This is a genomic window from Spirillospora sp. NPDC046719 (genome assembly GCF_040645715.1).
GTDB lineage: Bacteria > Actinomycetota > Actinomycetes > Streptosporangiales > Streptosporangiaceae > Spirillospora.
This window is the reverse complement of sequence record NZ_JBEYYT010000278.1, coordinates 1-12,788: the sequence shown is the minus strand read 5'-3', so window position 1 is coordinate 12,788 and position 12,788 is coordinate 1. Positions and strand designations below refer to the sequence as shown.

Here is a 12,788-nt window from a genome sequence, read left to right as displayed (position 1 = left end):
TCCCCGGGGCCCCCCCCCCCCGCCCCCCCCACCGCCCCCCGCGCCCCGGGCCGCCCGGCCCCCCCCGGCCCCGCCCGCGCCGCTTTTCCGGCGTGCGCCGCCCTCGCGGTACGAGCCGACCCGTGCGGGACGAGCCGCCTGCGCGGGCGTGCGCGCGTTCTGGGGCGTGTGGCGCAGACCCGTCCGGCGCGCCGTGGCACGCTCGACCGGGAACCGGCCGCCCGCCGCGGAAGTTCACAGTGCGGGGGCACGCCGCGGACGACCCGACCGACGACGAGAGGGTGATGGCGACCATGGGTTCGACCGCCGGGCCGAGGACCGGACGCGACGGGCGGTGGGCGCCCACGCTGGCCGTGGTCGGCGCCACCGGCGCGGTCGGCACCGTCATGCTGGACCTGCTGTCGACCCGCCGCGACGTGTACGGGGAGATCCGGCTCGCCGCCTCGCCCCGCTCGGCGGGGCGGACGCTCCGCGTGCGCGGCGAGGACGTCGAGGTCGCCGCGCTCGCCCCCGAGGTGTTCGACGGCGCCGACATCGCGATGTTCGCCGTGCCCGCCGCCGTCGCCGCCGAATGGGCGCCTGCCGCCGTGGCGCGCGGCGCCGTCGCCGTGGACGGGTCCCCGGCGTTCCGCGGGGCGCCGGACGTCCCGCTGATCGTGCCCGAGGTGAACCCGGGCCTCGTCCGGGACCGCCCGCGCGGCGTCCTCGCGGGCCCCGGCTGCACCACCCTGTCGATGATCGTGGCGCTCGGCGCGCTGCACGAGCGGTACGGGCTGCGGGAGCTGGTCGTCGCGTCGTACCAGGCCGCGTCCGGCGCGGGCCGCGAGGGCGCCGACACCCTGTACGCGCAGATGGAGAAGGTCGGCGGCGACCGGGCGCTCGGCCACCGCGCCGGCGACGTGCGCGGCGTCGTCGGCGACCTCGGCCCGTTCCCGGCGCCGCTCGCGCTCAACGTCGTCCCGTGGACCGGCGACCCGGCCGAGGACGGCTGGGGCTCGGAGGAGCTGAGCATCCGGGACGAGTGCCGCAAGGTCCTCGGCCTGCCGGAGCTGAGGGTCGCGGCGACGTGCGTGCGGGTCCCCGTCGTCACCGCGCACTCCGTCGCCGTCCACGCCGTCTTCGGCGAGCGCGTCGACCAGCGCGAGGCGCAGGACGTGCTGGCCCGCTCGCCCGGCGTGGTGCTGTGCGACAACCCCGAGATGCTGGAGTTCCCGACGCCGTCCGACGCCGTCGGCACCGACCCGACGTGGGCCGGGCGGGTGCGCCGCTCCCTCGACGACCCGCGCGCGCTCGACCTGTTCCTGTGCGGCGACAACCTGCGCAAGGGCGCCGCGCTCAACACCGCGCAGATCGCCGAGCTCGTCGCTGCCGAGCTCACCCCGTGACGGCCCCCAGCGCTTCGAGCACGGCGGCCGTGTCCAGGTAGAACGGCCGGAACTCGCGGACCAGCCCGTTCCGCACCGTGATCCACTGCAGGACGGACGTCTCCAGCTCGCGGCCCGTCGCGCGGGCCCGGAGGACGCACCGGTTGAGGACCGCGACCCGCGCGCCGTCGACGGCGCGGTGCTGGTCCAGGAACGTCAGGCCCGTCCACGCCTCGCTCATCGCGGCCATGAACCGCTCCATCCCGTCGTGCCCGCGCCACGTCCCGCCGTAGGGCAGGCTCGCCGCCTGGTACATCACCACGTCGGGCGCCAGGTGGGCGGCCATCCCGGAGAAGTCGGCCTTGCCGGGGCCGCCCGCGGCCAGGTAGTCCGCCTCGGCGGCGTAGAAGCGTTCGAGCGCGTCCCATGTGTCGATCATGGTGGGGTAACACCTGCATGGCCGCGCCGGTTGCGGGCGCGTGCGGATCGCGGCGCCTGCAGGACGTCCGATCGGGGCCGTAGGGTGGCATGCGTGACCGAGACGAAGGCGGTGAAGTCCGAGCAGACCCGGGCCCTGATCGTCCAGACCGCGCTGCGGCTTTTCCGTGAGCGCGGCTACGAGGCGACGACGATGCGCGCGATCGCCAAGGAGGCCGGGGTCTCGGTCGGCAACGCCTACTACTACTACGGGTCCAAGGAAGAACTGATCCAGGCGTACTACGACGAGCTGCAGGACGAGCACCTCGCCGCCTGCCGCGCCGTCCTCGACGCCGAGACCGAGTTCGCCCCCCGCCTCCTCGGCGTCCTGAAGGCCCGTGTCGACACGATGGTCCCCTACCACGAGTTCGCCGGGAAGTTCTTCAAGTTCGCCGCCGAGCCCACCAGCCCGCTCAACCCGTTCAGCGCCGAGTCCGGTCCCGCCCGCGACTCCGCGGTCGCGATCTACCGGGAGGTCGTCGAGGGCTCCGACCTGAAGATCGACAAGGAGTTCCGCAAGGAGCTGCCGGAGCTGCTGTGGATCTACTCGATGGGCATCGTCCTGTACTGGGTGCACGACAGCTCCCCCGGCTGCCGCAAGACGTACCTGCTGGTCGAGCGGACCGTCCCGCTCGTCAACCGGATGGTGTCGATGTCCCGGCTGCCCGGCTTCAAGTCGGTCACCCGGGAGCTCGTCGGCATCATCCGCGAGGTCCGCGCCTGACGGGACGCGCCTGACCGAGCGCCCGGTCGGAAGGCGTGCCCGGCCGGAGGACGCGCCTAGCCGAAGGTGATGTCCCAGTGGTCGCGCTCGCGGGCGAACAGCGTGCCGTCCGGCGAGCGGTACAGGCGCGCGCCGTCGCCGCGCACCCCCTGGTACGGGTAGCGCCTGATCGCCGCGTCGACGCACCGGCTCGGCGCGATGTCGAGCTTGTGGCCGGTGGCGTGGCTGCGGGGGCCGCCCGCGTGGCCGCGCTCCGTCCCGCCGGTGACCGTGATCGGGCAGCCGCTCTCCGCCCGGAAGTCCAGCAGCCCTTTCAGCGTCCCCCAGCGCAGGCCGTCGAACGACGTGCAGGACGTACGGCCGCGATCCGAGCAGCCGCCGGTCGACCGCCACCGGATCCCGCTCGCGCGCAGGAACTCCGCCGCGTCCTCCTGGTGCAGCCGCACCGACTTCGGGAGGTCGGGAAGGGCCGCCTTGAGGAGGTTCGTGACCGCGCCCGACGTCTCGTCCGGGACCGTGTCGGCCTGCGGAGCCTCATCGTCCGCGGCGGATGGCGCGCGCCTCGGCCTCGGAGCGGCCTGCGGAGGCGGGGACGCCGGGGAGTCCGCCGGGGACAGGACACCGCCCACTCCGGTGGCGGCGGCGGACGGCGCCAAGCCGGCGAGCGTCCCGGGCAGCGGGCCGGCCGGCGCACCGTTCGCCGGTCGTGCGGCGGGCGCCGGCGCGGCGCCGGCCGACGCGGGGGACGGGCCGCGGGGCCGCGTCTGGGCTCCGCCGGCCGGATGCGAGACGGGCGGGCGGCCGGGCGCGAGCGGCGGACGGGACGCGGGCGCGATGACCCCGGTGGACCCCATCGTGACCGGCGGGACGCCGCCGGCGGCCGTCGGCGACAGGGCGGGCGCGGAGACGTCGGGCGGACGGGACGGGGCCCCGGCCGCGGCGGGGTCGGGCGGCGGAGGCGCCGCGACGGGGGACGGGACGGGCGGCGGGGCGGTGGCGCCCGCCGGAGCGGCCTGGGCCGTGGCGACGAGCGCGGCGGCCGTCGCGAGCAGGGTGGTCAGCGCGGTGCACGCGGGTTTTCGGCGCGGGCGCGAGCAGGGCGCGGGTGTGCGGACGGCATGCGGCCGGTTCATGGAGATCCCCCCGGTTCGGCTCTCCGCGCGGAGAGCGGCGGTGAGCGCGTCGCCGCACGGGGCGGCGGCGCCCGGGGGGCCGCCGGTCGATGACCGGCCCTCTCTCTTGTCGGCAGCGCTCGGTGGCGGCCGATCGGAGGAATGCCCGGGTCCTGGATCTTGTAAACGCGGGGGCGGGCGGGGCGACGCCCGTCCCCGCGACTGTGTTACGACATACCCAGATGTTTCCTGGCGAAGTCCATTTCCGCCGACATTTGCGTGATGCGTTCCTCGACGACGAGGGAGCCGTGGCCCGCGTCGTAGCGGTACGTCTCGTGCGGCAGGCCCAGCTCGGCGAGGCGGGCGAGGTAGTTGTCGATCTGCCGGATGGGGCAGCGCGGGTCGTTCTCGCCCGCGAGGATCAGCACCGGCGCCTTCACCCGCTCGACGTAGGTGATCGGCGACGACTCGCGGTACCGGTCGGGGACCTCCTCGGGCGACCCGCCGAACAGCGACCGGTCGAACGCCTGGAGCCCCTCCATCTCGTCCTCGTAGGCGGCGACGTAGTCGGCGACGGGCACGGACGCGACGCCGACGCTCCAGTCGTCCGGCTGGGTGCCGATGCCGAGCAGGGTGAGGAACCCGCCCCATGACCCACCGGTCAGCACGAGCCGGTCCGGGTCGGCGAGGCCGGTGGCGACGGCCCAGTCCCGGACGGCCTTGATGTCCTCCAGCTCGGTGAGCCCGACCCGTCCCTCGATCGCGTCGCGCCACCGCGAGCCGTAGCCGGTGGAGCCGCGGTAGTTGACGCGGACGACGGCGAACCCGTGGTCGACCCACGCGGCGGCGGCGGGGGCGAACGAGTCGTCGTCCTGCGCGGTCGGACCGCCGTGGACGTCGAACACGGTCGGGAACGGCCGGTCCCCCTCCGGCTTGCTGACCAGGGCGTGGATGCGGCCACCGGGGCCGTCCACCCAGGCGTCCTCCACCGGGACGGACGGCGGGGCGGCGGGGCCGGGCGGGGTGAGGACGACCGCGCCGGACGACGACCGGATCACCGGCGGCTCGGCGGCCGACGACCAGGAGAACTCCACGGTGCCGTCGGGCCGCACGTCGGCGCCGCCGATCACGCCGCGCGGCGTCTCGACGCGGGACAGGGACCCGTCGCCGAGGTCGTAGCGGTACAGCTCGTCGCGCGCCTCGTGGTTGTGGGAGATCAGCAGCGCGGTCCCGTCCGGGTACCAGCCGGCGCCGATCTCGCCGGGCAGGTCGAGGACGATCTCCCGCTCGGTGCCGGCGACCGGGTCCCAGATGAGGATCTCGTCGCGGCCGCGGCGCTCGTGGCCCACGAGCAGGCGGGCATCGCCATCGACGGGCGCGAAGCCCATGCCGTAGACGCCCTTGCCGGGGCCGTCCCACAGGTCGGCGACGGCGGAGCCGTCTGGGTGGACGACCCGCAGCGCCATGTGGCGGCTGTCGCCGTGCTCGCTGTGCCCGATCGCGACCAGCGACTCGTCCCGGGACAGCGCGGCGACGTGCGCGTCCTCGGCGTGGTGGTAGAGGACCTCCGGCGCGGCGCCGGGACGGCAGAGGTGGACGGTGTTGCCGTCCTCGCCGGTGCGCCCGACGACGGCGAGCCCGCTCGCGCCGAGGGACAGCCCGGCGGGGTAGGACGGCTCCAGCCCGGGAACGGCGGGGGCGTCCTCGCCGCCGCCGAACGGCACGCGCCGCCAGACGCCGAACTCGTCGCCGTCGGTGTCGGCGAACCACCACACCCACTCCCCGGTGGGGTCGACGGTGCCGATCCACGTGCCGTTGGGCCGGTCCGTCATCTGCCGCTGCTCGCCGGTGCCGCGGTCCCAGGCGTAGATCTCCCAGGTGCCGGTGGCGTTGGAGCGGTAGATGCTGCGGTCCGGGGCGTCGCGCGCCCAGCGGGGGAGGCTGATGCGTGCGGCGCGGAACCGCGCCTTCCAGCGTTCGTCGTCGACCATCCCCCCAGTATCGCGGCGCCCCGGCCGCCGGCGTCAGGCGCCGGGCGGGACGGAGCCGTCGGAGGTCTCCGGAACGCCGTCCGGGACGCCGCCGGGGATCGCGGCGCGGGTGCCGGGGGCGAGGTCGCCGTGCACGGCGCGGGCGACGCGCTCGATGGTCTCGACGCCGTACGCCATGGTCGGGGCGCCCTGGGTGAGGACGGCGATCAGGTAGTGCTCGCCGTGGCCGGTGAACGCGCCGACGCTGTGCACGCGCCACTCCTCGCCGTGCCGGGGCAGCCAGCCGTTCTTGACGTGCCAGGTGATCCCGGCGGGCGTCCCGGCGGTGGCGCCCCAGCGCTGGGACGCGATGACGCGGTGCATGAGGCGCAGCTCGTACGCGCGGGCGTCGTCGGTGAGCAGGGCGTTGTGCTCGGTGAGGCGCCGCAGGAGGGTGATCTGGTCGGCGGCGGTGGTCTGGGTGAGGCCCCAGTGCCCGGCGGGGTCGAGGGCGGTGTGCGCCATCCCGGCCTTCCGGAGGAACCGGTCCAGGCGGCCGGGGCCGACGGAGCGCCACAGCGCGGACGCGGCGCGGTTGTCCGACCTGGTGATCATCCTGGTGGCGAGGGCGTCCTCGGACGCGGTGAGCGGGCGGTGCGCGGCGGCGGCCTCGCGCAGCAGCGCGGCGAGGATCGCCGTCTTGACGACGCTCGCCGAGTCGTAGCGCCGACCGGCGAGGACGCCGCAGCGGACGCCGCGCTCCCGGTCGTAGACGGCGACGGACTCGGTTCCGGTGCGGCCCGCCAGCGCGGCGGTGATGCGGCGGCCGAGCTGCTTCGCGAGCACCGGATGCCGGGCCGAGACGCACACCGGGGCGTCCGACGCGCGGGCGGGCGGGGCGCCGAACGGCACGGAACCGGTGGCGAGCACGGTGGTGGTGAGTGCGGCGGTGGCGAGCGCGGTGGTGGAGAGCGCGGCGGCCGGTCCCGCCGCCAGGGTCCGCGGAAGGAGTCCAGGCACCCGCCCACGCTAATGATCAAGAGGCGCCGGGCCGGTCACGACACGCGACGGAGGGGCGACGGAGTGTCGTCAGGGCGAGGCGAGGCGGCCGAGGAGCTGGTCGATCACGGCGCGGACCTGCCGGTCCATGGCGCGGGCGAACCCGGCCTCCACGGTGACCTGCGCGCCGGGCCGCAGCCGGGCGAGGGTCTCGGTGAGGTCGCCGAGGTCCTGCTCGCCGACGTCGCCGACGACGTGGTCGGCGATCAGCCGGACGAACATCGCGGCCAGTTCGTCCATGCTCTCCTGGAGCCGCTGCCCCGCCGACAGGACCTCCGCGAGCGGCACCCCCGCGCGCACCAGCGTGACGGTCGCCTCCAGCTGGCGGCGGCTCCAGTGGGTGACGCGGTCGCCGTCGATCTCGATCACCCCGGACGCCAGCGCCCGCTCGACCGACTCGGGGCCGACCTCGCCCGGGAACAGCGCGGCCAGCTCGTCCAGCGTCATCGTGACGGGGACCTCGTTGGACCACGGCGCGGTGGCGACCTTCTCGACGCCGAGCACGGTGCCGATGTCGCGGCCCTGCTCCCACGCCGACAGCAGCTCGCGGATGCCCTCCAGGGTGTGGCCGCGCTCCAGCAGGTTGCCGATCATGCGGAGGCGGGCGAGGTGCTCGTCGGAGTACAGGCCGACGCGGCCCTCCCGCCGGGGCGGCGGGAGCAGCTTGCGTTCCTGGTAGTAGCGCAGGGTCCGGACGGGGACGCCGGCGGCGCGCGCGAGGTCGCCGATCCGGTACTCCCGGCCCGCGTCCGCGGAGGGGGCGCCCTGGTCGTCCGCAGGCTGTTCGGTCACGGGAGAAGCATAGTTCGCTACGACACGCGACCGGTTCCGGCCCGCCAGGGGCGCCGGGCGGGCGGAACGGGCGCGGCGCGGCCCGCGTCTGATCCGCCGTCGGACCCCCCGGAGCGAAAGGCCTCCCATGTCGAAGACCCGTCCCGCCGTGCTGGCGGCGACCGTCCTGCTCGCCGGCCTCGGGCTGACCGCCTGCGGCGGCGGCCACCATCACCACCACACCACGGTCGTGCACCACCACCACACGACGGTGAAGCACAAGACCAAGGTGAAGGTGAAGCACCACTAGGCGCCGCCGGCGTCCGCTACGCGGGCAGGTCGACGGAGATGTGGGAGGACAGGGCGCGGAGGAAGCCCGGCGCGTCGAAGATCGCGCCGGCGGAGGCCACGCCCGCCGCCCTGACCTGCCCGGTGAGCAGGCGGTGGACGGCCTCCACCGCGAGAGGCGCGGTCACGGCGTAGATGTCGCGGCCCCGCGCCACGGCGCGCCGTTCGGTGCCGCCCGAGCGCACGATCACGTCGACGAGGAAGGTCTGCGCGGACCGGCCGCGCTCGTCGGCCGGGGCGGGCGCCGGGGTGTCCGGGTCCGCGATGTCCCGGGCCGCCTCGGCCGTCATGTAGGTGGTGACCTCGGGGACGGCCAGGTGGCTGGGCACGGTGACGACGTCGGCCATGGCGTACTCCCCGATGACGGTCCTGGGCCCCATCGGGGCGGGGAAGGGCCACTCCAGGGTCGGCGGCTCGTCGTCGCGGTACTCCAGGCGCCCGCCCGAGTAGCGGACGCGCCGCCCGTCGCGGCGGCGCCGGGAGACCGCGCCCGCGGCCCGCGTCCCGCGGGTGGGGTGCCATCCGCTCAGGCCGTAGGCGACGTGCACCTCGTCGGCCTCCGTCCGGCCGTCCAGGGCGGCGGTGGCCAGCAGGTCGCCGAAACCCCCGAAGAAGGCCATGGCCGGGACGATCGGCGTCCCGCCCGCGCGCCCCGCGAAGTGGGCGAACGTATCGGCGTTGGCCTCGATCTCGGCCGCCACGTCCACGTACGGGATCCCGGCGCGCAGGGCCGCCTCGATCACCGGCGCCGCCGTCGCGGCGAAGGGCCCGGCGCAGTTCACCACGGCCGCCGCACCGGCCAGCGCGCGGTCGAGCGAGCCCGGGTCGTCCACCGAGGCGGGACGGGCCTCCAGCCCGGACGCGGCGGCCAGCGCCCCCAGCCTGCCGGCGTCGCGGCCGGACAGGACCGGGACGAACCCGCGGGCCTGGAGCTCGTCCACCACGAACCGTCCGGTGTGCCCGTACGCACCGAACACCGCGACCTTGTCCATCGTTCGTCCACCTCGTGATCTGCTGCGATCCGTCGTGGACCATCCTGGTGAGCGCGGCCGTCCCGACGTGAGTGTCCGGAACGCCATTACCCGTACAATTCCGGCCATGACCACCGTCGCGCTGGCCGCCGCCGAGGGGATGCTGCACTTCGAGCTGTCCCTGGCCTACGAGGTCTTCGGCTCGGCACCGCCCAGCGTGCCCGGCCCCTGGTACGACCTCGTCGTCTGCGGGGCGGAGCCCGTGCGGACCGGCCGGTTCCGGCTGGAGCCCGACCACGGCCTCGACCGGCTGCCGGACGCCGACACCGTGATCGTCCCGGGCTGGGACACCGACGTCGATCCGCCCGCCGACCTGGTCGGCGCGGTCCGCGCCGCGCACGAGGCGGGCGCGCGGGTGGCCTCCCTCTGCACGGGCGCGTTCGTGCTGGCCGCGGCGGGCCTGCTGGACGGGCGCCGCGCGACCACCCACTGGGCGCACACCCGGACCCTGGCCGAGCGCTACCCGCGCGTGGAGGTGGACCCGGACGTCCTCTACGTGGACAACGGCAGCGTGCTGACCTCGGCGGGCAAGGCCGCCGCCATGGACCTGTGCCTGCACCTCGTCCGCCTCGACCGCGGCTCCGCGATCGCGAACACGGTCGCCCGCCGCCTGGTCGTGCCGCCGCACCGGGACGGCGGGCAGGCCCAGTTCGTCACCGCCCCGGTCCCCGATCCGGGCGACCACCCGCTCGCCGGCCTGCTCCCCTGGGCGATCGAGCGGCTGGACCGGCCGCTGACCGTCGCCGACCTGGCGCGCCGGGCGCGGATGAGCGAGCGGAACCTCGGCCGCCACTTCCGCGCGGCGACCGGGACCACGCCGCTGCAATGGCTGCTGGCCCAGCGGATCCGCCACGCGCAGCAGCTTCTGGAGACGACCGACGACGGGATCGACGCCATCGCGGCGGCCACCGGCATGGGCACCGCCACGACGCTGCGCCGGCACTTCAACCGCACGGTGGGCGTTCCCCCGGACACCTACCGCCGCACCTTCCGCTCGCGCGCCGGGGAGCGCCCGCCCCCCGGTACATGAGCATCGGTCGTGCGCGGGGCTAGGTGACGCGGCGGACGGGCATGATCCGGCGTCTGCGGCGCCGGCGGCCGTCCTCGTCGAGGCGCGCGGCGTCGGCGGCGATCAGGTCGCGGAGCGTGCGCGGGACGATGTCCTCCCGCTTCTCGGCGAAGCGGGTGCGCGGGGCGGTGGAGCGCATGGCGGTCCCTCCCTGCTGTCGGTGCGGGTCCCCGGCCCGGTGCCGGGCTCGGTGGTCAGGCCGCGGCGGTCGGGCTCGGCCGTCGGGCGCGGTGGTCAGGCCGCGGTGGTGATGTCGCCGTAGGCGTCGTGGACGGTGTCGAGCGCCCACCGCATCCGGACCGCGAACGTGTCGGGGTGGTCGCCGGCCTCCTGGGCGACGCGGGCGGCGCAGGCGGACGGGTCGTCGCCGCACCTGCGCGACAGGGCCGCGACCACGGTGCGGACCTGCTCGGGAGTGGGGTGGTCGGAGGCCTGCAGGCCGGAGCTGAAGAGGATCCCGGCGAGTTCGGTGGCGGTCATCGAGGGATTGGGCGGCATGTTCGACATCGTGTGCCTTCTTCCTACGAGGGGGCCTCGTCCCCCTGCTGCCGACTACGACTCTGCCGGAAAGGCGGAATCATCGCCATCGGGGAGAACACCCATTCGGAGGTGCGGGTCACCCCCGGAACACCCGTAGGCGACGGCGTTCCGGGATCGAGGTTCAGGAATCTTCAGGGAGCCGGCGTGGCGCGGCCCTGTGCCGGGCCCGCGCCGCCGGACGCTTCGTTTCGGTCGTCACGGCGCCGGCCGGCCGGCGCCGTCGTGCGCGCTGAGCTCCGCGTACCAGGAGCCTTTCCCTGGCACGGCGCGTTATGCACACATCCAGGCTAGTCGGCGCCCGCAAATCCCGTACCCCCTGCGAGGGCGTCCCTGAAGGCCCTGACGGCGGGGTGCGCGCCGCCGCCCCGGCGGGTCGCGGTGAACAGCCGCCGGACGCGCCGCCCGGCGGGCAGGGGCGCCATCGCGACCGTCGGTGGGCGGTCCGTCCAGACGAGGCCGGGGAGGAGGGCGGCGGCGTGGCCGCGCTCGGCGAGCCGCAGGTGCAGCAGCAGGTCGCTGGACTCGAACCGGACGTCGGGTTCGAACCCGGCGTCGCGGCACAGCCGGGTGGCCCAGGCGCGGGCGGCGGTCCCGGCGGGCTCCATCACCCACGGCACGCCGGCGAGGTCGGCGAGCGCCACGTCCGCCCGGACGGTGTTCTCCGGGACGGTGTTCTCCGCAACGGTGCCGGGCAGGGCGAGCCGGATCTCGTCCTCGCCCAGCTCCTCGTACTCGACCCCGGACGGCCGGGGGTGCGGGTCGCCCGGGTACTCCTCGGTGACGACCACGTCGAAGTCGCGGGCGAGCAGCGCGGGCAGGGCGCTCTCGGGCTCCCGCTGGGTGATCTCGACGCGGAGGCCGGGATGGGCGTCGCGGAGCGCGCTGAGCGCGCCGGGGACCAGCGCGAGCGCGGCGGTCTGGAACGCGGCGACGCGCAGCACGCCGGTGATGTCGCGCAGGGACGCGGCGAGGTCGGCCTCCGCCCGTTCGAGGCGCTCCAGCACGGCCTCGGTGTGCGCGACGAGGATCTCGGCCTGCGCGGTCAGCCGGACGCGCCGCCCGACGGGTTCCAGCAGCCGCACACCGGCCTCCCGCTCCAGGACCGACAGCTGCTGCGAGATCGACGACGGGCTGTAGGAGAGCGCCTCGGCGACGGCGGCGAGGGTCCCCCGGTGCTTGAGCTCGCGCAGGAGCCGCAGCCGGTGCAGGTCGAGCATGGCGCCCCCATCCGTCGATTCTTCCGATGATTATCGCTCGGAAAGATTCGCTGGACCGATGGATCGCGGGTGCGCAAACGTGGTCCCATGGCTCCCGCCTCTCCCGCCTCCCTCGCCCGGACCTCCTGGTTCTCCCGTCCCGCCGCCCGGGACTGGAGGTGCCCGCCCGCCTCCCGCGAGGTCGCCGCCTTCCACGCCGCGCTGCCCGGGTACGCGCCGACGCCGCTGGTCGAGACGCCCGCGCTGGCCGCCGGCCTCGGCGCCGGGCGGGTGTTCGTCAAGGACGAGTCGTCCCGCCTCGGGCTGCCCGCCTTCAAGATCCTCGGCGCGTCGTGGGGGGTGTGCCGCGCGCTGTGCGACCGGCTCGGCGTCCCCGTCCCGGCGACCGATCCGATCGGCGCGCTGCGGGCCCGCGCCGGAGCGTTCCGGCTGGTCACCGCGACGGACGGCAACCACGGGCGGGCCGTCGCCGCGATGGCCCGGATGCTCGGGACGCGGGCGGAGGTGTTCGTGCCGGACGGCGTCCACCCGGCGGCGCTCGCCGCGATCGAGGACGAGGGCGCCCGTGTCGTGCGGGTCGGCGCGCCGTACGACGCGGCGGTGCTCAGGGCGGTCGGGTCCGCCGAGGGGGACGCGTCGGCGCTGCTCGTCCAGGACACGGCCTGGCCCGGCTACGAGCGCGTGCCCCGGTGGATCGTGGAGGGCTACTCGACGCTCTTCACCGAGATCGACGCGCAGTTGCGCGCGGTCGGCGCGGGATCGCCCGACGTCGTGGCGGTCCCGGTGGGGGTGGGGTCGCTGGCGCAGGCGGCGGTGGTGCACCACCGGTCGGGCGCGTCCGCGCCGAAGCTGCTCGCCGTGGAGCCGGACGCGGCGCCGTGCGTGCTGGCGAGCCTGCTCGGCGACCGCCTGGTCACCGTGGAGGCGGGCGCGACGTCCATGGCGGGCCTGAACTGCGCCACGCCGTCCTCGTCGGCCTGGCCGTACCTGCGGGCGGGCGTGGACGCGGCCGTCAGCGTCGCGGACGCGGACGTCGCGGACGCCGCGCGCGAGCTGGCCGCGCTGGGCGTTTCCGCCGGTCCGTGCGGTGCCGCGGCCCTGGCGGG

At 75.8% G+C, this 12,788-nt stretch carries 14 protein-coding genes; 5 read left to right on the top strand and 9 right to left on the bottom strand.

The window, feature by feature from the left end; translation table 11 throughout:
- The first annotated feature begins 284 nt into the window (after positions 1 to 284).
- Positions 285 to 1,385, top strand: coding sequence for an aspartate-semialdehyde dehydrogenase (locus ABZ914_RS34450; protein WP_241756125.1), 1,101 nt, complete (start codon positions 285 to 287; stop codon positions 1,383 to 1,385).
- Here ABZ914_RS34450 and ABZ914_RS34445 read toward each other — a convergent pair.
- Positions 1,375 to 1,803: a nuclear transport factor 2 family protein gene (locus ABZ914_RS34445; protein WP_500198386.1), complete on the bottom strand. Its 429-nt coding sequence runs from the start codon at positions 1,801 to 1,803 to the stop codon at positions 1,375 to 1,377. The genes ABZ914_RS34450 and ABZ914_RS34445 overlap by 11 nt on opposite strands.
- A gap of 93 nt (positions 1,804 to 1,896) precedes the next feature.
- Between ABZ914_RS34445 and ABZ914_RS34440 the strand changes: the two genes are divergently transcribed.
- Entirely contained in the window at positions 1,897 to 2,565 is a 669-nt protein-coding gene (locus ABZ914_RS34440) for a TetR/AcrR family transcriptional regulator (protein ID WP_151542571.1), read from the top strand.
- Between the two features lie 56 nt (positions 2,566 to 2,621).
- Here ABZ914_RS34440 and ABZ914_RS34435 read toward each other — a convergent pair whose 3' ends face one another.
- The 4 genes from ABZ914_RS34435 to ABZ914_RS34420 all read right to left on the bottom strand — a co-directional run bounded on the left by ABZ914_RS34435 (position 2,622) and on the right by ABZ914_RS34420 (position 7,498).
- Entirely contained in the window at positions 2,622 to 3,698 is a 1,077-nt protein-coding gene (locus ABZ914_RS34435; protein ID WP_500198385.1) for a hypothetical protein, read from the bottom strand.
- A 206-nt stretch (positions 3,699 to 3,904) separates the two neighbouring features.
- The gene (locus tag ABZ914_RS34430; RefSeq protein ID WP_500198384.1) at positions 3,905 to 5,668 is read right to left on the bottom strand and encodes a S9 family peptidase; all 1,764 of its coding nucleotides are present in this window, start codon (positions 5,666 to 5,668) and stop codon (positions 3,905 to 3,907) included.
- A 33-nt stretch (positions 5,669 to 5,701) separates the two neighbouring features.
- Positions 5,702 to 6,667 carry a serine hydrolase gene (locus ABZ914_RS34425; protein ID WP_500198382.1) on the bottom strand — a complete coding sequence of 322 codons (966 nt, stop codon included), beginning with the start codon at positions 6,665 to 6,667 and terminating at the stop codon, positions 5,702 to 5,704.
- Positions 6,668 to 6,736: 69 nt separating this feature from the next.
- Positions 6,737 to 7,498, bottom strand: coding sequence for a MerR family transcriptional regulator (locus ABZ914_RS34420; protein ID WP_387025612.1), 762 nt, complete (start codon positions 7,496 to 7,498; stop codon positions 6,737 to 6,739).
- A 127-nt stretch (positions 7,499 to 7,625) separates the two neighbouring features.
- Here ABZ914_RS34420 and ABZ914_RS34415 point away from each other — a divergent pair, with 127 nt between their 5' ends.
- Positions 7,626 to 7,787 carry a hypothetical protein gene (locus ABZ914_RS34415; RefSeq protein ID WP_500198380.1) on the top strand — a complete coding sequence of 54 codons (162 nt, stop codon included), beginning with the start codon at positions 7,626 to 7,628 and terminating at the stop codon, positions 7,785 to 7,787.
- 16 nt (positions 7,788 to 7,803) lie between these two features.
- Here ABZ914_RS34415 and ABZ914_RS34410 read toward each other — a convergent pair whose 3' ends face one another.
- Positions 7,804 to 8,817 carry a saccharopine dehydrogenase NADP-binding domain-containing protein gene (locus ABZ914_RS34410; RefSeq protein ID WP_500198379.1) on the bottom strand — a complete coding sequence of 338 codons (1,014 nt, stop codon included), beginning with the start codon at positions 8,815 to 8,817 and terminating at the stop codon, positions 7,804 to 7,806.
- Positions 8,818 to 8,923: 106 nt separating this feature from the next.
- On the opposite strand from ABZ914_RS34410, the gene ABZ914_RS34405 reads away from it, so the two are divergent.
- Entirely contained in the window at positions 8,924 to 9,886 is a 963-nt protein-coding gene (locus tag ABZ914_RS34405) for a helix-turn-helix domain-containing protein (protein ID WP_500198377.1), read from the top strand.
- A gap of 19 nt (positions 9,887 to 9,905) precedes the next feature.
- Here ABZ914_RS34405 and ABZ914_RS34400 read toward each other — a convergent pair whose 3' ends face one another.
- The 3 genes from ABZ914_RS34400 to ABZ914_RS34390 form a co-directional block, all read right to left on the bottom strand.
- Positions 9,906 to 10,064, bottom strand: a complete 159-nt coding sequence (locus ABZ914_RS34400; RefSeq protein WP_500198376.1) for a hypothetical protein — start codon at positions 10,062 to 10,064, stop codon at positions 9,906 to 9,908.
- Positions 10,065 to 10,159: 95 nt separating this feature from the next.
- Positions 10,160 to 10,423 carry a hypothetical protein gene (locus ABZ914_RS34395; protein ID WP_206699925.1) on the bottom strand — a complete coding sequence of 88 codons (264 nt, stop codon included), beginning with the start codon at positions 10,421 to 10,423 and terminating at the stop codon, positions 10,160 to 10,162.
- A 329-nt stretch (positions 10,424 to 10,752) separates the two neighbouring features.
- Positions 10,753 to 11,682, bottom strand: a complete 930-nt coding sequence (locus ABZ914_RS34390) for a LysR family transcriptional regulator (protein WP_500198374.1) — start codon at positions 11,680 to 11,682, stop codon at positions 10,753 to 10,755.
- 87 nt (positions 11,683 to 11,769) lie between these two features.
- Between ABZ914_RS34390 and ABZ914_RS34385 the strand changes: the two genes are divergently transcribed.
- Positions 11,770 to 12,788, top strand: a 1,019-nt coding sequence (locus ABZ914_RS34385; protein ID WP_500198373.1) for a pyridoxal-phosphate dependent enzyme, incomplete at its 3' end; no start/stop codon positions are given.